Annotated in this window: 17 protein-coding genes; 13 read left to right on the forward strand and 4 right to left on the reverse strand. The window is 47.0% G+C overall.

What is annotated here, in order from left to right:
- Positions 1 to 77: 77 nt before the first annotated feature.
- The 4 genes from GC096_RS18305 (at position 78) to GC096_RS18320 (ending at position 6,703) form a co-directional block, all read left to right on the forward strand.
- Positions 78 to 1,625 carry a type 2 periplasmic-binding domain-containing protein gene (locus tag GC096_RS18305; protein WP_171632162.1) on the forward strand — a complete coding sequence of 516 codons (1,548 nt, stop codon included), beginning with the start codon at positions 78 to 80 and terminating at the stop codon, positions 1,623 to 1,625.
- Positions 1,626 to 1,704: 79 nt separating this feature from the next.
- The gene (locus tag GC096_RS18310; RefSeq protein ID WP_171632164.1) at positions 1,705 to 4,035 is read left to right on the forward strand and encodes a glycoside hydrolase family 95 protein; all 2,331 of its coding nucleotides are present in this window, start codon (positions 1,705 to 1,707) and stop codon (positions 4,033 to 4,035) included.
- A 12-nt stretch (positions 4,036 to 4,047) separates the two neighbouring features.
- Positions 4,048 to 5,229: a metallophosphoesterase family protein gene (locus tag GC096_RS18315; RefSeq protein ID WP_171632165.1), complete on the forward strand. Its 1,182-nt coding sequence runs from the start codon at positions 4,048 to 4,050 to the stop codon at positions 5,227 to 5,229.
- 40 nt (positions 5,230 to 5,269) lie between these two features.
- Positions 5,270 to 6,703, forward strand: coding sequence for an alpha-L-fucosidase (locus GC096_RS18320; protein ID WP_171632167.1), 1,434 nt, complete (start codon positions 5,270 to 5,272; stop codon positions 6,701 to 6,703).
- A gap of 64 nt (positions 6,704 to 6,767) precedes the next feature.
- On the opposite strand, the gene GC096_RS18325 is transcribed toward GC096_RS18320, so the two are convergent.
- Genes GC096_RS18325 through GC096_RS18335 form a run of 3 tightly spaced genes read right to left on the reverse strand, consistent with a single transcriptional unit; the run spans position 6,768 to position 9,434 of the window.
- Complete coding sequence (locus GC096_RS18325) at positions 6,768 to 7,586, reverse strand: alkaline phosphatase family protein (RefSeq protein WP_171632168.1); 819 nt, start codon at positions 7,584 to 7,586, stop codon at positions 6,768 to 6,770.
- 16 nt (positions 7,587 to 7,602) lie between these two features.
- Positions 7,603 to 8,457: an EamA family transporter gene (locus tag GC096_RS18330; protein ID WP_312886310.1), complete on the reverse strand. Its 855-nt coding sequence runs from the start codon at positions 8,455 to 8,457 to the stop codon at positions 7,603 to 7,605.
- A 35-nt stretch (positions 8,458 to 8,492) separates the two neighbouring features.
- Positions 8,493 to 9,434 carry a metallophosphoesterase family protein gene (locus GC096_RS18335; protein ID WP_171632172.1) on the reverse strand — a complete coding sequence of 314 codons (942 nt, stop codon included), beginning with the start codon at positions 9,432 to 9,434 and terminating at the stop codon, positions 8,493 to 8,495.
- Between the two features lie 235 nt (positions 9,435 to 9,669).
- Between GC096_RS18335 and GC096_RS18340 the strand changes: the two genes are divergently transcribed.
- Complete coding sequence (locus GC096_RS18340; RefSeq protein ID WP_171632174.1) at positions 9,670 to 10,440, forward strand: DeoR/GlpR family DNA-binding transcription regulator; 771 nt, start codon at positions 9,670 to 9,672, stop codon at positions 10,438 to 10,440.
- A 302-nt stretch (positions 10,441 to 10,742) separates the two neighbouring features.
- Here GC096_RS18340 and GC096_RS18345 read toward each other — a convergent pair whose 3' ends face one another.
- On the reverse strand, positions 10,743 to 11,663 hold the full coding sequence (locus tag GC096_RS18345) for a helix-turn-helix domain-containing protein (RefSeq protein WP_171632175.1): 921 nt from the start codon (positions 11,661 to 11,663) through the stop codon (positions 10,743 to 10,745).
- A 173-nt stretch (positions 11,664 to 11,836) separates the two neighbouring features.
- Between GC096_RS18345 and GC096_RS18350 the strand changes: the two genes are divergently transcribed.
- The 8 genes from GC096_RS18350 (at position 11,837) to GC096_RS18385 (ending at position 19,980) form a co-directional block, all read left to right on the forward strand.
- On the forward strand, positions 11,837 to 13,621 hold the full coding sequence (locus GC096_RS18350) for a glycoside hydrolase family 35 protein (RefSeq protein WP_171632177.1): 1,785 nt from the start codon (positions 11,837 to 11,839) through the stop codon (positions 13,619 to 13,621).
- A 217-nt stretch (positions 13,622 to 13,838) separates the two neighbouring features.
- Positions 13,839 to 15,266 (forward strand): spore germination protein, encoded by a 1,428-nt coding sequence (locus GC096_RS18355; protein WP_171632179.1) that lies wholly within the window; start codon positions 13,839 to 13,841, stop codon positions 15,264 to 15,266.
- The gene (locus tag GC096_RS18360; protein WP_171632180.1) at positions 15,263 to 16,336 is read left to right on the forward strand and encodes a GerAB/ArcD/ProY family transporter; all 1,074 of its coding nucleotides are present in this window, start codon (positions 15,263 to 15,265) and stop codon (positions 16,334 to 16,336) included. Before GC096_RS18355 ends, GC096_RS18360 begins: the two co-directional genes overlap by 4 nt.
- Positions 16,333 to 17,451: a Ger(x)C family spore germination protein gene (locus GC096_RS18365; protein ID WP_171632182.1), complete on the forward strand. Its 1,119-nt coding sequence runs from the start codon at positions 16,333 to 16,335 to the stop codon at positions 17,449 to 17,451. The genes GC096_RS18360 and GC096_RS18365 overlap by 4 nt, the downstream gene beginning before the upstream one ends.
- 148 nt (positions 17,452 to 17,599) lie before the next feature.
- Positions 17,600 to 18,145 carry an NADPH-dependent FMN reductase gene (locus GC096_RS18370; RefSeq protein WP_171632183.1) on the forward strand — a complete coding sequence of 182 codons (546 nt, stop codon included), beginning with the start codon at positions 17,600 to 17,602 and terminating at the stop codon, positions 18,143 to 18,145.
- Between the two features lie 167 nt (positions 18,146 to 18,312).
- Entirely contained in the window at positions 18,313 to 18,858 is a 546-nt protein-coding gene (locus GC096_RS18375) for a nucleoside/nucleotide kinase family protein (protein ID WP_171632185.1), read from the forward strand.
- A 110-nt stretch (positions 18,859 to 18,968) separates the two neighbouring features.
- The gene (locus GC096_RS18380) at positions 18,969 to 19,730 is read left to right on the forward strand and encodes a TSUP family transporter (protein ID WP_171632186.1); all 762 of its coding nucleotides are present in this window, start codon (positions 18,969 to 18,971) and stop codon (positions 19,728 to 19,730) included.
- A 106-nt stretch (positions 19,731 to 19,836) separates the two neighbouring features.
- Positions 19,837 to 19,980 carry a hypothetical protein gene (locus GC096_RS18385; protein ID WP_171632188.1) on the forward strand — a complete coding sequence of 48 codons (144 nt, stop codon included), beginning with the start codon at positions 19,837 to 19,839 and terminating at the stop codon, positions 19,978 to 19,980.
- Positions 19,981 to 19,986 lie beyond the last annotated feature (6 nt).

Here is a 19,986-nt window from a genome sequence, read left to right on the forward strand (position 1 = left end):
ATTCAGGCAGGGAAGTATTGGACATGCAGGTTGATATTTCGAATTGTATAATAAGCATATAAACGGGAGGTCTTTACATGAAACCAATGGTTAAAAAATTGGCAGTACTCTTAACAGCAACAGGGCTAGTCGCTTCGTTAGCGGCTTGTGGTAAAGCGAATGAAGCTGGGCCAGCAAGTTCTTCAGCAGCGAGTACAACTGCAGCATCAGCTAAACCTGCGGCACCGGCGGATATTTCCATCACGACACTTGCTTTCGCTGCTGCACCTACAGGTGAGTTGGAAGCAGTGAAAAAGCTGAATGAGAAGCTAAACGTCAACCTAAAGTTAAATTGGATTCCAGCAGCCCAAATTTCAGAAAAATTGAATGCACTTCTTGCTTCCCGCGATTTGCCTGATGTCCTATTCGTAGAAGATTTTAACTTAACGCCTGCCTTCTTGAATGCGATTGATCAAGGCGCTTTCTGGGATCTAGGCCCTTATATCAAAAACTATCCAAACTTAGCTAAATATCCAGAAAACGTATATAAGAATGCTTCTTTGAAAGGCAAACTGTACTCCCTTCCACGTGTAAGACCGTTGGATGGCCACGAGTCCATGCTAATTCGTAAAGATTGGTTGGATAAGCTAGGCCTACAACAACCGAAAACGATGGATGAGCTGGCTACAGTTCTCGAAGCCTTCGCACAGAAAGATCCAGACGGCAACGGCAAACCAGATACTTATGGTGCAGTCATTCCAGGATCACCTGGACCTGCTAGTTATCTGCTCTCCATGTTTGGCACGGGCACGAAGTGGAAAGAAGAGAACGGCAGTCTCATCCCGTATTGGTATACACCACAAGCCAAAGAAGCGCTGGCTTTCTGGAATAAATCATTTAAAGCAGGCGGTATTCTTCCTGATTTCCCTGTTCTCAAGGCAGCACAAATTAAAGATATGCTCGTTCAGGGCAAAGCAGGTGTAGCATTTGCCAACGTGATTGATGCCTATAAATACAACTTGGAGTTGCAAAAGGTAAATCCGCAAGCGAACCTTATTGCTGTGGAATTACCAAAAGCACCAGATGGCAAAGCTTATTATGAGCAAGCAAGTGGTTATTATGGACAATTCCTGATCAATAAGAAATCGGTTGATGAGGCGAAGCTGAAGAAAATCCTAGAAGTCTATGATTATACTGCTTCGGTTGAAGGTTATAATCTTGCTACTTACGGCATCCAAGATGTTGACTATAAAGTGAAGCCTGACGGAAGCGTTGAGCAAACCGAAGAAGGCAAGAAAAAAGGATATTCCGGTGATACGACAGGCCAATGGGTAACCGGCTACTTTGATAAATATTCGAGAGCCAAAATCTCAGGTATTCCGATGGATGTTTACGAAGCCAATAAAAAAGTGGTTGATGCGATTTCCTCTATCACAGATCCGACTTACGGCTTAATGAAGTCAGCGCCATTTAAGGAAAAGGGAGCAGACTGGGATAAAAAGCTGAACGATATGATGGTTAATGTGGTTTTTGGCAAAAACACGCTTGAAGATTGGGATAAACTGGTGAAACAGTTCAAAGATGATCCAAGCTTCCAACAGCATCTTAAAGAAACGAACGAGTTCTACAAAGAAAAATCCAAATAAGTCTGATGCATGGAAAAGGACCCGATCGTGCCTGTTGATGGCGTGGTCGGGTTTCTTTTCAAAAAGAAGGGTGATCCTTATGAGTCGGCAACAGCTGAAGTTATGGTATCGGAGGCCTGCAGAGAACTGGGTAAACGCTCTTCCAGTAGGGAATGGCAAGCTTGGGGCTATGATATTCGGCAGAGTGGAGCAAGAAAGGATTCAAATCAATGAAGATTCCCTCTGGTATGGCGGGCCCAAGATGAGGGAGCAACCTGACGCCCATAAGCATCTTGAGGAAATTCGTAGGCTAATGTTCGAGGGCAAGCCGCAGGATGCTGAGTATTTGGCACGTATGGCGATGACACCAGGGCCCAAATTCTTTGCCCCCTATCAAACCCTAGGTGATATAAACCTTTATTTTCGACAAACAAATGGGGAAACCACCAACTATAGGCGTGAACTGGATTTGCCGACGGGTATTGCTACAACTTCATTTACCTTGGACGGGACGACGTATCACAGGGAGATCTTCGCAAGTGCGATTGATCAGGTGCTTGTTATTCGTTTAAGCTCGGATCGATCTGGCGCAATCAGCTTCTCAACGAATGTGAGCCGACGTCCATTTGAAGGCACGTCAGGTAGAGAAGGTGCGGAAAGTATCGTTATGCAAGGGCAATGCGGGCCGGATGGCGTTCAGTATACAACGGTTTTGAAGGCCGTAGCAGAAGGTGGGAACGTGCAGATTATTGGCGATTTCGTCTCTGTGGAAGCGGTAGACAGTGTTACTTTGTATGTGGCAGCTGCAACGACGTTTCGGCACCAAGACCCCCGTTCCGTGTGCCAAGCTAGAATTGAAAGTGGTGTTAGTAAAGGGTTCGAGGCCATTCGAGAGGATCATGTGAAGGATCATCGTTCATTGTTTGAACGTGTCCAATTAGAGATTGAGGATTCCAATGAAGCTGAATTGAAAGCTTTGCCAACGGATGAAAGATTAGCCAGAGTCCAGGATGGCCAAGCGGATCACGGACTCATTTCGTTATTCTTTCAATATGGTCGTTACTTGCTTATGGGCAGCTCAAGACCAGGCTCGCTGCCAGCCAATTTGCAAGGCATATGGAATGAGAGTCACACGCCCCCTTGGGAAAGCGATTATCATTTGAACATTAATTTACAAATGAACTATTGGCCGGCTGAAGTGTGCAATTTGGCTGAATGTCATGAGCCGGTATTCGATTTGATGGATCGGTTGCTTGAGAACGGGCGAAAGACAGCTAGGGAGATTTACGGTGCCAGAGGCTTTGTGGCGCACCACGCCACGAATCTGTGGGCGGAGACTGACATATGCGGCATTTATGTGCCTGCTATTTTCTGGCCGATGGGCGGGGCATGGATGTCCTTGCACTTGTGGGAGCACTATCGTTTTGGTGGAGATAGGGATTTTCTAGGTTCAAGAGCGTACCCGATTATGAAGGAGGCAGCGCTGTTTTTTCTTGATTTTCTCATTAAGGATGAGCAAGGTCGTCTGGTCACAGTTCCTTCTCTTTCGCTGGAAAATACATATCGCTTGCCGAATGGCAATGAAGGCGTTCTAAGTATTGGACCATCGATGGATTCGCAAATTATTCATACCCTTTTGGCAGCTTGTATAGAGTCGGGGATGATTCTAGATACGGATAAGGAATTTCTCGAAGAGCTAGAACAAGTAAGGAGGCGATTACCGGAACCCGCAATTGGGAAACATGGTCAATTGATGGAATGGGCGGTCGATTATGAGGAAGTGGAGCTCGGTCACCGCCACATCTCACATTTGTTTGCCCTGCATCCAGGTGAGCAGATTACTGTACATCATACGCCAAGGTTAGCTGAGGCTGCTCGACGTACGCTAGAGAGGCGGCTTGCATACGGAGGTGGGCACACAGGGTGGAGCCGCGCATGGATCATCAACTTCTGGGCGAGATTGCATGATGGCGAGCAAGCCTACATTAATTTGATGGAGCTGCTTAGTCATTCTGTACATACGAGTTTATTGGGCGACCATCCTCCTTTCCAAATTGATGGCAATTTTGGCGGTACAGCGGCTATCGCAGAAATGCTCCTCCAATCTCACAGGGATGAAATCTTGCTTCTTCCAGCCTTGCCGAAAGCATGGCGTCATGGCCGAGTTAGCGGCTTGCGCGCGCGGGGCGGCTTCGAGGTTGAGATCCAGTGGCAAGATGGCCAGCTGAAAGTAGCCGTGCTGCATGCCACACAGGATGGCTTGTGTACAATCCGAAGCGAATCACCCCTTGTGATCAGTAGGGAGGAAGGGGATGTGCTGGTGGTGAACTCTATAGATGGTTCGGTTTATTGCTTTACGGCAGAGGCAGGAATAAGGTATTCGGTTCAATGCGCTAATATAGACTATTCAATTCCTTCTACATGGAAATAAGGAGAGGAAGAAATGGTGAAGAAACCAAGTCTCAAGTTCGTCGTCTTAACAGATACCCATATTAAAGCGAATTTAGAGGGGACTGAAGCCCAGAATTTTGATCGGGCGCTTAAGGATATCTTGGCAACTTCCCCTGATTGTCACGGGATCATGCATGTCGGTGATATCACGGACAATGGGGAGCGAGCGGAATTTGAGATCGTGGAGCAGATTTGGAAAGCTAATATGGAGGGGCTGCCGCCAATCCATTTTACTTACGGCAATCATGATGTGCGTTGGAAAGATCTTGATAGGCAGATGTCGTTATTTAAAGATCATACGGGGATTCACCATGCTTACTATGACTTGTGGTTGGAAGGGTATCATTTTATATTCCTCGGCACTGAAATTGGCTTGAAAGACTGCGCTTATTTATCAGAGACCCAGCTCAAGTGGTTAGATCAAAAGTTGTCCGAACATGAATTGGCGGAGAAGCCGGCGTTTATTTTTGTTCATGAGCCCCTATTGAATACGGTCGCTGGCTCCCAAAATGAGTTTGGATGGAATGGGATCAGGCAGGACGCAGAATTAAAGACGATTCTAGCCAAACACCCGCAATCCATTGTCTTTACCGGTCACACGCACTGGGAGCTAGGCGCCAAGGAGACCATGTATAACAAGAAGTATGCAACCCTGTTTAATGCGGCTTCTGTCGCTTATTTATGGACGGATGATGACGTCTTGAAAGAGGGCTCGCAGGGTTTTTTTGTTGAAGTTTATGAGGACAGGGTTATTGTAAAAGGAAGAGATTTCTCCTCGAAATCGTGGGTTACTGATGCGGAATATACGGTACAACTGCCAGTGACCATTCCGGTGGTGGATCTGACTGTAGATCCGGATTGTACTCTTCGTAATCCTGCAATGAATATGAACAAGTCTCACTTTCAGCCAAATGAACAAATTGAGGTTACTTATGTAGGTTCGCTAAGAGAAGATGCCTTCGGCATTTATCGAAGAGGAGCTAAACCGAGTGAGACAGAACCGATAAGTCCTATGGTCCACGTACAGACCAAAACGTTCGGCCAGCCAGATGGCAAGTTGATTTTCAGTGATCTGGATCTTCCAGTTGGAAGTTACGATATGATTTATTTGGGTGAAACGCTGAATACAGAACTCACTCGTTTGCCATTCGATGTAGTGGTAGAAGCAAAATAAGCAGAAGATGAATTTATTACATGTGAGGAGCAATTTAGGGATGGCGGTTTCCATAGAAGAGGCAGTAAAAATCGTTCCAACTCCACGCCAATTGGCTTGGCAAGAGATGGAATTCTATGCTTTTATACATTTCGGTATGAATACATTTACGGGGATGCAATGGGGGGATGGGGATGAGGATCCTCAGCTGTTTCATCCTACGGAATTCAATGCTGCCCAGTGGGTAGAGGTCTGCCGATCAGCAGGAATGACAGGCATCATCTTGACCTGTAAGCATCATGATGGATTTTGCCTATGGCCAAGCGCCTATACAGACCATTCAGTGGAATCCAGCTTATGGCAGGATGGGCAAGGCGATGTTGTCCGTGATGTAGCCGAAGCTTGTCGTGTGCAAGGATTGAAATTTGGTGTATATGTCTCGCCGTGGGATCGTCATGAGCTTAGCTATGGGGACTCACCCGTTTATAATGCTTACTTTCAAAATCAATTGCGAGAGCTTCTTACGCAGTATGGTGAGATCTTTTGCGTGTGGTTTGATGGTGCTTGCGGCGAGGGCAGCAATGGGAAAGTGCAGGTGTATGACTGGGAGGCAGCTTACCAAATCATTCGTGAGTTGCAGCCGAATGCTGTCATCAACATCTGCGGCCCTGATGTTCGCTGGTGCGGCAATGAAGCCGGACATACGCGCGAATCCGAATGGAGCGTAGTACCTGCGTATTTGAAAGATACAGAGAAAATACACGCAGATTCCCAACAGACAGATGACCCCGCATTCGCACAACGGATCAACACGGAGGTTGACGATTTGGGAAGTCGGGCTATTTTGGCACAGGTCGATAACGTCATCTGGTATCCATCTGAAGTCGACGTATCGATCCGACCACAATGGTTCTACGATCCAACGGAAGATGATAAAGTCAAAACCGTAGAGGAATTGATTGATCTATATGAAAGCACGGTGGGTGGCAACAGTGCGCTGCTACTCAATATTCCACCTGATCAGCGCGGGCTGATACATGAGACGGATGCCAGGCATCTGGGGGAGTTGGGGCAATGGCTTCGCGGTACATATACAACAAATCGGGCTGTAGGGGCGAAGGTGAGGGTGTCTCAGACCGGGGATAGTGATGTTGATATGGAGGCTCATCCTGTCACAGATGGACGTTCTGATACGTATTGGTGCCCTCCAGAGGGGGGCGAGCATGCCGAACTGGAGATTGATCTTGGCGAGGAAGTGTCATTTGATCGTATTGTGTTGAAGGAATATATCCAATTAGGACAACGGATCGAACATTTTCATCTGGCTTATAAGGACGGAGAAGAATGGAAGCCGTTATATGAAGGTACAGTGGTTGGGTATAAGAAAATATGCCGAGTAGAGCGGACTATTGCGAGATATTTACGTCTTGCGATTACGGAATCACGTGTGCATCCGACGGTAAGTCACTTCGGTGTGTATGACTCGGGAGCGTGAATCGCTGCACCAAAAAGGAGTTAGGCCGGATGTAGCGGCTTAACTCCTTTAACTATTAATGGCCTTAAAGAGCGAGGAACAATCCCTGAGGCAACTTGCCTTCCCAAGACGCGGGGACATCCAGTCCAAGTGCATGTATGACAACGGTTGCTGTGTCGGCAATGGTGACATTGTCGAGTTGGGTGCCAGGGGCAATGCCAGGACCCGTGCAGCCCCAGAAGATGGTTTTGTCCATCGGATGATCACTGCCGTGATTGAATGTGCTCTCACCGCCGCCACCGTGATCGGTGACCGCAATGATGAGACTATCGCTCATGAGTCCAGCCGACTCTAGGGCATTCAAAATGACGCCAGTGTGACGGTCTGACTCTTCGATAACGCGAAGTTGTTCCGGCATATTGTACCCATACTTATGACCCGCTGCGTCAGGTAGGTCCAGTTGCACATAAAGCATCTTGAAATCTGGGTTTTCATGGATGTAGGCAGCTATAGCTTGGACTAGCTCATCATCAGGCATTGACATTTTATGGACGCCGATCGAAGGCTCAATAATCCCATCGTTAATGGGCTTCCAGGCGCTGTAGGCTGCTAGCTTAGCAAGTGGGAATGCTTCTCTAGCAACGCGGAAAATAGACGGATAGGGTGAATCGTCAGGGAAGGCTTCTACTTCTGCTTTCGTGTTCGTAAGTCCATGTTTCACAGGATTAACGCCGTGAAGCAGTGTTCCCCAACACTCGGCACTGATCGTTGGCGATGCGGTTTGTGCTTCGAGCGTAGAGGCGCCTGACTCGAACAATCGATCCAAATTCGGGGTATATGCATCACGGACAAAGTTGCCGGCGCCATCCCAACCAATAATAATGACACGATTACAGGTGTTCATGAATGTTCCTCCCTTTTCAGCCCCAAAAGCTGATCATAAGAATGCCAATTAAGATAAGAATAGAGCAAAGGATGCGTAAAGTTCCCTGTTTTTCTTTGAGGATAACGATGCCTAGCAGGGTTGCGAACACGGTCCCAATCTCGCGGAGCGGGGAGATTTGGGCAACGGGTGCGTATTTCATGGCGAAGAGAAATAATAAATACGATACGGGATTGAGAATTGCGCCGAGAGCAATCATTTTGAAGTTTACTTTCCACTCTCTGCGCAGTTGTTTGGATGCAATGACAAGCGGTGTGAGCCCTGCAACGAATCCGATATTCGTTACTTCTAATAAGGCGATAGGTGAGATATGTGCGAGATTCAGCTTATCGACAAGTACGTAGCAAGTCGTGCACAAACCTACACTTAGTGCCATTAGGAAGGGCTTAACTGATTTGACAGACGTCTGGCCAGTCGAACGCGCACTTGTGAAGATACCGCTGAGTGAAAGGAAGCCAATCACCATGCAAAGCAATCCCATCCATCCGAGGGGCGATAAGGATTCGCTTAGAAATAGAACACCGACAATTGGGATAAATAAGGTGTTGGTACCTCTCATAATCGGATAAATCTGCGAGAGATCCCCCATATTGTAGGTGCGCGAGAGCAAGAGGGCATAAACAGCTTGTAAAGCGGCAGATAGTAAAAGTAGTGCATATGCAGATAAAGTTAACGGGGTAAACCATAACTCTTTGATCAAATAAGGAAGTAGCAGAACGGTCGTGACCATGATGATGGACCATAGGAAAACGCCTTTGTTCAGGCTGCTTTTGGTAAACATACTCCAGATGGCGTGTGCAAGTCCTGAAGTAATAACGAGTACAATCGACACAGTCAACAAGTGATCAGCTCCAAACGAAAGTGAGGTTACAGCGTTGGTGAGTGTTCGGGTTGATCACGGATGACGGTGCCGTCAGCGAGTCGCAGCCACGTTTCAAAAGCACGTTCACCTTCACGGAGGCGAATCATTCTGGCACCGCGATGAAAGCCTTCTTTGCCATATGTATTGTAGCCAGTTGCTCTGCCATAACAGAGACGAATCCCGTGAAGCTCTCCCCAGTAATCATTGATGTGGTCATGTCCACAGAAGGTTCCTACGACATTGCCCATTTCAACCATAGCGGCGAACAATCCTGAATTAACGTGAGCACAGCAGACATTTTCCTGTTTGTTCCCATAGCAGGTCGCACGCTCCCATACGTGCTGGTACTCGGGAAGCGGGATATGAAAAAAAGCGAGTGCAGGCAGTTCAGGCTGCTCGTTACGGGACAGTTCGGTATACCAGCCGATTTGATCATGGTGAATCCAGTCATAGCCTGGAATCTGAGCGACTGTAGAGCGACTTCCTGAATCGAAAAAGTATAAGCTCGCTGCAGGCTGTCCGTCACGGCCACTGAGGGGAAGGCGGTAGTTGCCAACGCCGCTAAGCTCGGCAGGACCAGCTTGAGTCATTGAACAGGGAAACGTGAGGACGCTGTTCATGAGCTCTTGTCTTGTGATGAGGGTTTCGGTGTCGTGATTACCAAATACCACAGCCCACGGAATTTGGCGAGCTTCGGCAGCTTGCACAGCGTCGTGAAAAGCTTGGAGGGGCTCTTCACAGTGGTGCTCACCTTCTGAAACAGGGCCTGTGTAAATGATATCTCCGGTAAAAACAACAAGATCAGGCTGCTCTGCATCCAGTATTTCCTCCATCAATCGGAGGGTTTGTTGATCTTCCTTTCTGCCATCGATCCAGTGTAAATCAGTAAATTGTGTGATCGTAAATGTGGAATCTTCACGAAAAGTCAGCTGTTGCTGCTTGAGCATGAGCATAGCCCCCAAAATTGAAATTTAGTTGTGGAATCATGTTGATTCAATTAATAATGTTGTTGTTTGTTGACAATTGTAAACTGGTTGGGCAAAGCTGTCAACGAGCAATTTTCGTTGGTGAGAGGGATGATCGAGTTCTCCCGATTGACACACCTAGCACGAACCCCTAAACTAATGAAAACAACATAAAACAACATCATAGTTTAGATATCGGTCATGTTAGGAGGCTATTATGTCATTAACTTATGAAGATCGCAGGTTGACGATTCTTCATCATCTGGAAATGGAAGGAAAAGTACAGGTGCATCACCTATCTGAACTTCTTACCGTTTCGACGGAAACGGTGCGTCGGGATTTGGACCGCTTGGAGAAGGAAGGCAAACTGCGCAAAGTGTATGGCGGCGCCGTCAGAATGCGCATTGAGATGGTCGAGCCTCCCTTTTTAAATCGTGTACAAATGATGAAACCAGAGAAAGCAGCTATCGGGAGATTAGCTGCGTCCCTCGTTCAGGATGGGGAAACGATCATGCTGGATAATGGGACAACCACGATTGAAATCGTCCCCTTTTTGCATGACAAGACGAATGTGACGTTAATTACGAACTCTATCCCGATTCTCAACCTGGCTATGGAAACGTTCCGTGGACGTATTATTTTTGCTGGGGGAGAAGTCAGTCAAGAGTGTCGGGCTGTGACAGGCACGTTGACGGATCAACTGCTCGATCAATTTAAAGTAAACAAAACGTTTATTTCAGCTAGCGGCATCTCGTTAACGGATGGAATTACTGATTTTCATTTGGCTGAAGCGGTGATCTCGCGCAAAATGATGCAAAGAGCGGAAGAATGCATCCTGATCGCGGATCATAGCAAATTCGGCCTGTCTACGTTTGCCAGAGTCGCGAAGCTGGAGGAAATCTCCATGGTGATCACCGATGCCGGCTGCCCACAGGAGTGGGTGGATACGATTGAGGGACTTGGTATTGAGGTACGGATATGTGAGTAATGAGGAAAATAGGGCAAGGCCAATAGGAGGAACGGGCGTCCGTTCACTTATTGGCCTTTTGTGCGTATTCGGCTGTTGATGGGGATGCGGTGTGGACGCTAGCCTGTAAGTCGAAAAAATCGACTTACAGGTCGCGGAGCTGTGGAATGTGGGGCTGTAAGTCGAAATAATCGACTTGCAGGTCGCTGAGCGAGGGAGTGTAGCCGGAGTTAGTCGATTGTATCGACTAACTGTTCGCCGCGCGAGCAATTGCGCCCGTGTAAGTCGAAAAAATCGACTTACACACCGCCGAGCATGCCAATCTATTGCACCGAATGGTGCTTCGGCCGGAACTCACTTGGCGACTGGCCCGTCCAGCGGCGGAATTGCCGCGAAAAGTGGCTGGCCGATTGAAAGCCAAGCTTGTCGGCGATATGATTCATCGACAGATGGGTCGTAACGAGCAATTCTTTGGCTTGCTTCAGCTTCAGCTGGCTGACATACTGGCGCGGTGATAGGCCGTACACCTTGGAGAACAGCTTGCTGCACTGGCTGCGGCTCATGTTCAGCTCTTTGGCGATCCCCGCGACAGAAGCTTCCTCGCCGAGGCCTAGCGACAGCTTCTCCTCGATCGCATGCGCGACATCGGTCGAGAACAACGACGCATCGCGGTTCGTTGCACTCGTACTTTCACGCGTTGTTTTCACCACTGCGCTCTGCTGGGCGCGAAGAAGTGCGAGCACATCATGAATGATGAGCAGCGTGTAGGACTGCAGCAGCAGTTTATCCTCGAACTGTAACTGAGCCTGCTCAGCATCTTGCTCTAACAGCCGGCTGCGCGCCACAACGGCTTCCAATTCACCTACGTAGCTGCGCAGCTTGCTTGTGGAGGCGTCCTTTTGACGGATCAGCTGGTAGGGTGTTGCCGCGAGTAGACTGCGAATTTCCGTATCGTCGAGATCAAAGTGGACATTAAAGTATCCATAATGAACAGCCGATTGGTTGGCGGATTGATGTCGGACACCCGATTTAATAAGCAGCCAGTCACCTGCGAACATGGTGATGGATTGGCGATTAATCTCATGCAAGACTTCACCCTCCGAGCAGTACAGCAGCTCAAATAAATGATGATGATGCCTCGGATAGGCCCACCCTGGGGGCTGCAGCCCAAAATGACAACCGACAACCTGCAGCGTCTGAATCATATTCGGAAAACGGTAATTATCCCTATATAAATCCTCCATACGGATTGCCTCCAGTTAGCGTTTGTTCGTTGATTTTGATGTTTCTATCATAGCATCCTTCGGCACATTTGGTATAGAACTTGCGCTATTTGGAGATTGAGTAGAACGGTTAGAATCAGCGATGATGAGAGAAGAAGAAAGACCATTCATACGGATAATGCGGAGGGATCATCGTGGCGATTTTAACAGCAGGAAACAAACATTTTTTACTAGATGGGGAGCCCATTCAACTCTTGTCAGGAGCTATTCATTATTTCCGAGTAGTACCAGCCTATTGGGAAGACCGACTGTTGAAGCTGAAAGCATGTGGTTTTAATACGGTTGAGACGTATTTGCCTTGGAATTTGCATGAACCGAAGGAAGGCGAATTCAACTTCAGCGGCCTCGCGGACGTGGAGGCTTTCGTACAGCTAGCAGGAAACCTCGGTCTACATGTGATCGTGCGGCCTAGTCCTTACATTTGTGCGGAGTGGGAGTTTGGTGGGTTGCCGGCGTGGCTGCTTCAATATCCTTCGATGAAATTACGTTGCATGGACGCTATGTATTTGCAAAAAGTCGATCGCTATTACGACGAGTTGATTCCTCGTTTGAAGCCGCTGCTGAGCACGAATGGCGGGCCGATTCTGGCAGTGCAAATCGAGAATGAATATGGCAGTTACGGGAATGATACCGCGTATTTAACCTATCTAAGAGACGGCTTAATCAGCCGTGGCGTGGATGTGTTGCTGTTTACATCCGACGGTCCCGAGGATGGGATGCTGCAAGGGGGAACAGTGCCGGGGACGCTGGCTACGGTTAATTTCGGCTCACAGCCGGAAGCGGCTTTCGAGAAATTCCGTCAATATCGCGAGAATGAGCCGCTTTTTTGCATGGAGTACTGGAACGGGTGGTTTGACCACTGGTTGAAGCCGCATCACACGAGAGACGCTGGAGACGTCGCGGATGTGTTCGATCGGATGCTGCGAGCGGGTGCTTCGGTCAATTTCTATATGTTCCACGGTGGAACGAACTTCGGATTCTACAACGGTGCGAACTATCAAGAAAAGTATGAAGCGACAATTACTAGCTACGATTACGATTCACCCTTGTCCGAATGTGGTGATGTGACGGAGAAATATAGCGCTGTGCGTAAGGTAATTGCCCAGCATTTGGGCATAACGGTAGAAGAACTTCCCGCGCTGCCTGCGCCAATTCAGAAGAAAAGCTATGGGCAAATTGCGATGACAGAAAAGGCGGATTTACTAGAATCTCTGCCTTATCTGACGAAACCAATCCAACATATCACGCCAGTGTCGATGGAGCATCTCGGACAAGATTATGGCTTCATCGTCTATTCGACGAAAGTGTCTGGACCTCGAACCGGCGAAAGCTTGCACCTGCAAGAGGTACATGATCGTGCGCAAGTTTTCTTAGATGGCGTGTACCAAGGTACGGTAGAACGCTGGGATCCACGTCCACTCCAGATGGACATTCCTGCTGGGGGAGCGAAGTTGGATATCGTCGTCGAGAACATGGGACGTGTTAATTATGGTCCGCGACTTCGAGATTGCAAAGGGATCACAGAAGGCGTGCGAATGAATAATCAGTTCCTTTTTGACTGGACGATTCATCCACTCCCACTAGACAATATTGTGGCGGTTCCATTCGTTCAGACGACGGGAGAAGACCTTGCAGGAGCCAGCGTAGATAGCGAATTCCTAGATCGTCCGACCCTCTATCGCGGGGAATTCCTTGTAGATGGAACAGGAGATACGTTCGTCAAGTTAGCAGGCTGGTCCAAAGGTGTCGTGTGGATCAATGGCTTCAACCTTGGCCGCTTTTGGGAAAAAGGCCCCCAAAACACGTTGTATCTGCCAGCTCCTCTATTAAAAGAAGGACGCAATGAGATCATCGTATTGGAACTGCACCACACGGAGAATGCCATCATAGAACTGACGGATACGCCTGATTTGGGCTAATACCCTAGAATACGAAGCACCTTCGGCTGCAATTGCGGCAGGAGGTGTTTTTTGCTTAGGTGCTGCGTATGTCTGGCTCCGGTTTTGAAATCGTTGGTCACCTGAAGCAGCGCCGTCTGGGCATTGAGCCTAAGCGGTTTTTTCTCATTTTTCTATCTGGATAATCCCGAGAAACTGGTAAATACTAACGGAAATGTAGTTGGACGGAGGGCTCGGTATGGAAATGCAGCAGGATTCTCTTCTGATCTCTGATGAGATCGAGACGAATATACAAAACCTATTCCAGTATTTCCATTCTTCCGATGATGTGCGCTCCAGGGAATTCACCATGCAAGGCCTAAAGGGAAGTCTTCTTTATTTATCAACCATTACAGATACAGATAAGCTGCAGTCAGACATTCTCAAACCATTGCTGCAATCTCACGCAGGTCGTCTTGAGGACATTCTTCCTATTTTAGATATGGAACATGTCACCGATTTGAAGTCAGCAGCAGCAGGGATGCTTCAAGGTAAGTGCGCTATTCTGCTGGAACAAAGAATGGATATTGTATTGGTAGATGCAAGTTCAAGAGTCGTACATAGCGTAGGTGAACCACAAAACGAACAAACGATTCGCGGATCACATGTCGGATTTGTGGATGATGTATATATCAATGGGCAGCTGGTCCACCAACGGTTGAAAAATGCGAACCTGGTTGAGCGGCATTTCACCTTAGGTTCCGAAAGCCCGACGAACGTAAAGCTGTTATATATGTGTGATATTGCCGACATGACAGTTGTTGACGAAATTATTGCCAACCTGCTAACGAACCAGGCTACCTTCATTAAATCGGCTGGACAAATTACCGATCGGTTGGAAATTAGTCATTTATCGCCATTTCCACAATTACTACTTACCGAAAGACCCGACACGACCGTTTCGCATTTAATGGAAGGACGAATAGCACTACTAATAGACGGAAGCTCGTTCGCGACGATTCTGCCTGTGACGTTCTTAATGTTTTTTCAGGCGGCAGACGATTTTAATGCCAGGTGGTGGAATGGGACCTTTTTCCGTTTTCTTCGGTTAATTAGCGTCATGATCGGCCTTGCACTCCCTTCCGTGTATATTTCCATTGTTTCGAATCATTTCGATATCCTACCAATTGATTTGGTGTTTTCATTGAAAGCGTCATTGGAAAATATCCCATTCAATCCGCTCATGGAAGCGATGTTCATGATTACCGTGCTGGAGCTTCTCAGGGAAGCCGCGATCCGATTGCCAAAATCAATCGCAACTACGCTTTCTGTCGTCGGAGGTCTCGTAATCGGAAGTGAAGTTGTTAACGCCAATTTAGTTTCAACGACGATGATTGTTGTCATTTCATTGACAGCAGTAGCTTCTTTCAGCGTGCCTTCCCATGAAATGCGCCTTGCTATTCGGCTTATCTCTTTCCCCATCATGATTGCTTCTTCGCTGCTCGGTTTTGCGGGTATTGCCTTTAGCTTCTGTCTCTTGTTCATGCATCTAAGTAAACTCGAAACATTTGGTGTGCCTTATTTCTATCCGTTCACTCCATTCGAACCAAGACGCATTCTGACTACGCTTGTTCAGTTGCCAAGACGGATCTTCGGCCGTAAAGCGTCTGATAGGAGGGCATCATGACTAGGGTTCAATTATTTGCCTTCATTTTGCAAACGCAGATCGGTATCGCTGTGCTTTCTTTCCCTTATGATTTACATAAAGCCGCGGGTGTAGATGGATGGATTTCTGTTCTTGTGGCTGGAGCCTGCGTCCAACTCATTCTGGTAGCTTACGCATTGTTATGCCAGAGATTTCCACGACAACATCTATATCAATTTGTTCCTCTCATTTTGGGCAAATGGTTCGGGAATGTGATCAACGTGGTGTTTATCTTACATTTTACCTTTACGAGCTGTCTGATTTTATTGATGGAAATGACGTTCGTAGAGTTATGGATATTACCCCACACGAACCCCGGGCTCATCATCGTTGCGAATTTTATCGTTTGCTTATACATGGCCAAGGAGAATATTCGGATTATTGCCCGTTACAATGCGTTAATTACTCTATTAATTTTTGTGATGCTGGCGATCATGATGACGAACTTTAGCACGATGGATTACCGCTATCTGTTGCCTGTTGGGCAAGAAGGGCTCCATGCCATATTGTTGGGAGTAAAAAGCTCTTTGCTATCCTTTTTGGGTTTTGAAGTCGTTTTAGTGCTGAATTCTGATATTCAAGCAAAAGGAAAGAGCTTGATTCCTCCTATTCTGTGGGCAAATGGATTGGCAACCGCCTTCTTTCTGATCATGGTTCTCATCTGTTATATCAATTTCAGTCCGGAATCGATTAACTACATTCCGCAGCCCGTGCCGTACTATCTCAATGGAATTTCCTTGCCGTTTCTAGAACGATTGGATCTGCTTTTTCTTTCTATCTGGCTGGTAAAAGTAACGTCAACACAGATCAGTTATCTTTACAGTGCAGGGAAGGGATTGGGGTACTTATTTCATAGCAATGAGCACCGTAAAGCGATTTACTATCTGGTCCCACTTGTCTGTTTAACGGGGATATTCTGGCGATCGGAGAATCAAGTCCAGTTCTTAGAGCAGATCACTCAATACGATAGCTTTATTATTTTCGCGATTCCGATCGTACTCCTACTGGTAGCCTGGTTGAGCGGAAGAAGGGGACGGATGCCATCGGTATGAGAAAATTAGTGATTAGCTGCCTTAGTCTCCTAATACTATCAGGATGCAATTATCGAAATGAGCTCAAAAACCTGCAGCTCATCTATGCAGCCTCGATTGATATGAACGATCAGCAGGATATCGTCACTACCGTAACCATTCAATCACCTGGTGGAAAGGAACGAACGGCACCTGTCCATGAGGTGTTAACGGCATCGGGTCCTACGCTGCAAGATGCGTTATTCAAAAAAATTGGGTTGCAAATCGCAGGCCCCATTGGTACCTCCAAAAATCAAGTCATGTTGCTCGGGGAGAAGGTGGCAAAAAAAGATCTAGCGCAAATGCTGGACTCGTCCTTTCGGACTTCAAATGTTCCTATGCTTGCTAAAGTGGCTATTGTTCGCGGGCAAGCAGGCGACTTGATTCGTCTCGATCGAATTGGCTCTGCAACGGCAGGTGAATATTTGCGGAAAATCCTTCGAAGTGCTAGCTATGAAACGATCGTTCCTGCAATGACGCTGCATTCACTCTATCCCATGCTGCATGATTCAGGGCGAGATCCCGTCATTCCGATTCTAAGAAAGGAGACCGATAAAGCTGTGGTTGACGGATTGGCTCTTGTGCATGAACGCAAATATACAGGTTATTCGTTATCGCCAGAGCAATCGATGTTGTATCTATTAATGAATGGAGATAAAGGTGACATTTGTGTGATCACAAGAGATATTGATGAGGAAGCTTCCAATGACAAAGACGAACCCTCCGATTATTTAGCACTTAACATATCGAACTTAAAGCGAAAAAAAGAGGTCTGGATTGACGCGGAGGGGCAAGTGCAGATTCAACTCAACCTGAAAATGAAAGGAAGAGTCATTGAATATGCCAAAGATGACCTAACCGATAAACAAAAGGTTGAACAATTGAATAAGCAGTTCTCCGAGGTCATAACAAAAGAGGCCAATGGGATATGCAAGCAGCTTCAGCAGGCAAATTCCGACGCTTTGGGCATTGCGAGGGATCTGATGGCTTTTTATCCAAATGAATGGAAAAAGATGGATTGGGAGACCGAATATCCGAAAGCGAACTTTCAAGTTTCGATGAAAGTTGAGATTGTGTCACATGGGATTATTAATTAGTGAGTAGTAACATGCGAGGCTACAAAGTAGGTTTCCTAAAGTATACTTGGTACCTTTAAAGTGCCTACTTCCAGTGGCCCAAATTAATCGTTATACTGATGAAGTTACGTTAAGTAAGTAGTTCACTTTATTTTAGGAGGTAACAAAGATGTCGAACGAACTGAAAATTGGTATTATTCTTGGCAGCACGCGTCAAGGTCGTGTTAGCCCACAAGTAGGAGAATGGGTTAAGTCAATTGCTGACGGGCGTGGAGATGCTGATTACGAAATAGTTGATATTGCCGAATTTAAACTTCCTTTCTTCGGTGAAGGTACAGGGGAAGAACCTGGACTTGCAGCATGGAATACGAAGCTTGAAAGCCTGGACGGATTTGTATTCGTTGTCCAAGAATATAATCACAGTATTACAGGTGCTTTGAAAAATGCATTGGACTCCGCACGTGAGCCGTGGAATAACAAAGCCGCTGGTATCGTGAGCTACGGTTCAACAGGTGGTGCTCGTGCAGCTGAACATCTGCGTGGCATCCTAGGCGAGCTATTGGTAGCAGACGTTCGTGTGCATCCGACATTCTCCTTGTTTACAGATTTCGAGAACTTCTCCGTATTCAAGCCAGCTGATCTACACAAAGACAATGTGAATGCGATGCTTGACCAAGTGAAAGCTTGGAGCGGCGCGTTGAAAACGTTGAGATAAATAGTGGTATAGAAATACCCCACAGGGATGAGCTGTGGGGTTATTTTATTTGTGGAGAATGTCACATCAGAAGATCGGCGGCTTTTTGTTATGTATTTTAATAGGCCCCTAACGAGGAAGTATGATAAGCTAATATGGATAATTATTCCTATTGGAGTGTGACGTTCGTGATGAAGAAGCCGCGAGTACTATCCGTTTCAGGCGTATCTGGTGGAGGGAAGACAACGACAATCAAACACTTAATTCATAGATTAGATCGCGCTAAGGCTCTCTATTTCGATGATTACGATTTTGAGAATTGCCCTGATCTATGTGAGTGGGTGGAGGCGGGGGCCGATTACAATGCCTGGGTGCTCTCCCCATTCATTACAGATATTCAGCTGCTGCTCAAAGACCAATCACTCGACTACATTATCCTCGATTATCCTTTTGCCTACTTGAATGATGGCGTGCGCGACTTTATTGATTTGGCCTTTTATGTGGACACCCCATTGGATATTGCCATGGCTAGACGCATCTTACGCAACGAGCAAAAACATGCGATGCACGAATTGCAAAGTGACTTACAGAACTATTTGACCAGGGGAAGAGCCGCTTATTTGGAAATGGAAAAGACGGTGAAAGTAAATTCGGATGTGATCATTCAAGGGGATTTGGCTACTGATCTCATCGTTGACCAAATTATAGAGGAATTACGGAAGTATTCAGTGTAACCTTTGCTTATTTTACCTTAGGTAAATTCTTGCTTGAACGGGAACATCGTGCGAGAATAGGTGTTGGACAAACCATACTTATTCAAACACAAGAGGAGTTCATTCACATCATGTTGCATTTGAGTTGGGAAATGATGATTTTCGTTATCGTCGGCGGGTTCTTGGCAGCCTATGTAGATTCGGTTGTTGGGGGAGGCGGGCTTATTTCGGTGCCAGTCTTACTGGCAACAGGAATGCCGCCAGCGCTGGCGTTAGGCACGAATAAATTAGCGGGGACCATGTCGTCGCTGACAAGCACGATTTCATTTATGCGGACAGGGAATGTTGATCTCAAAGCGGTGCGCGGATTGTTCGTGCTATCCTTGGCTGGAGCGGTGTGCGGGGTATTCGTGTTGCAGCAAATTCCTTCCGATTTTCTAAAACCACTGGTTGTGGTGATGCTGATTCTAATTACGATTTACACGATATTCCGCAAAAATTGGGGAGACATCTCGACTTTCAGTCAGTACTCGGCGAGGACAGCTTTCCTTATGGGCTGCGCAGCGTTCCTCTTAGGTTTCTATGACGGGTTCTTTGGCCCAGGAACAGGATCTTTCCTGATTTTCGTATTTCTGATGGTCGGCTTCGATTTCGTCAAAGCAGCGGGCAATGCCAAAATTCTCAATTTCGGCAGCAACATCGCAAGTTTAATTACGTTCATGGCGCTGGGCTCCATTAATTATTGGATCGGAATCCCGATGGGCTTGGCAATGGTATGCGGCGCATTACTTGGTTCTCGCATGGCGATCCGTAAGGGATCGGCGTATGTGCGGCCGCTTTTTATCACTGTATGCGTGCTGTTGGTGGGTAAGCAGATTTGGAGCTTGATGTAGGGGGAATTGGGGCAATGCATACCCTAACAATCGCAGCTCATTGCGAATTGACCGAAGGTTATGGTACTATTTTAGCAGAGTGTACATGGAAGGAGGTGAAGGTAGGATGAATCGAGAGTTCGTGAACAACCGTGTGAGCCAGTTACCCATTGCGATGGCTGGCATCGTTCATGCAGAAGTCAAAGACGCGAGAGGTCTGTCCACTTATGCGCATACGGTTTACCAACTCACGAAAAGACGCCTACCTTAACCCTCT

Source organism: Paenibacillus plantarum, assembly GCF_013141695.1.
Classification (GTDB): domain Bacteria; phylum Bacillota; class Bacilli; order Paenibacillales; family NBRC-103111; genus Paenibacillus_E; species Paenibacillus_E plantarum.

What these genes read in the sequence shown, in the direction of transcription:
- GC096_RS18305 (WP_171632162.1), top strand. Translation starts at nt 78, where the DNA reads ATGAAACCAATGGTTAAAAAATTGGCAGTACTCTTAACAGCAACAGGG.
- GC096_RS18310 (WP_171632164.1), top strand. Translation starts at nt 1,705, where the DNA reads ATGAGTCGGCAACAGCTGAAGTTATGGTATCGGAGGCCTGCAGAGAAC.
- GC096_RS18315 (WP_171632165.1), top strand. Translation starts at nt 4,048, where the DNA reads ATGGTGAAGAAACCAAGTCTCAAGTTCGTCGTCTTAACAGATACCCAT.
- GC096_RS18320 (WP_171632167.1), top strand. Translation starts at nt 5,270, where the DNA reads ATGGCGGTTTCCATAGAAGAGGCAGTAAAAATCGTTCCAACTCCACGC.
- GC096_RS18325 (WP_171632168.1), bottom strand. Translation starts at nt 7,586, where the DNA reads ATGAACACCTGTAATCGTGTCATTATTATTGGTTGGGATGGCGCCGGC.
- GC096_RS18335 (WP_171632172.1), bottom strand. Translation starts at nt 9,434, where the DNA reads ATGCTCAAGCAGCAACAGCTGACTTTTCGTGAAGATTCCACATTTACG.
- GC096_RS18340 (WP_171632174.1), top strand. Translation starts at nt 9,670, where the DNA reads ATGTCATTAACTTATGAAGATCGCAGGTTGACGATTCTTCATCATCTG.
- GC096_RS18345 (WP_171632175.1), bottom strand. Translation starts at nt 11,663, where the DNA reads ATGGAGGATTTATATAGGGATAATTACCGTTTTCCGAATATGATTCAG.
- GC096_RS18355 (WP_171632179.1), top strand. Translation starts at nt 13,839, where the DNA reads ATGGAAATGCAGCAGGATTCTCTTCTGATCTCTGATGAGATCGAGACG.
- GC096_RS18360 (WP_171632180.1), top strand. Translation starts at nt 15,263, where the DNA reads ATGACTAGGGTTCAATTATTTGCCTTCATTTTGCAAACGCAGATCGGT.
- GC096_RS18365 (WP_171632182.1), top strand. Translation starts at nt 16,333, where the DNA reads ATGAGAAAATTAGTGATTAGCTGCCTTAGTCTCCTAATACTATCAGGA.
- GC096_RS18370 (WP_171632183.1), top strand. Translation starts at nt 17,600, where the DNA reads ATGTCGAACGAACTGAAAATTGGTATTATTCTTGGCAGCACGCGTCAA.
- GC096_RS18380 (WP_171632186.1), top strand. Translation starts at nt 18,969, where the DNA reads ATGTTGCATTTGAGTTGGGAAATGATGATTTTCGTTATCGTCGGCGGG.
- GC096_RS18385 (WP_171632188.1), top strand. Translation starts at nt 19,837, where the DNA reads ATGAATCGAGAGTTCGTGAACAACCGTGTGAGCCAGTTACCCATTGCG.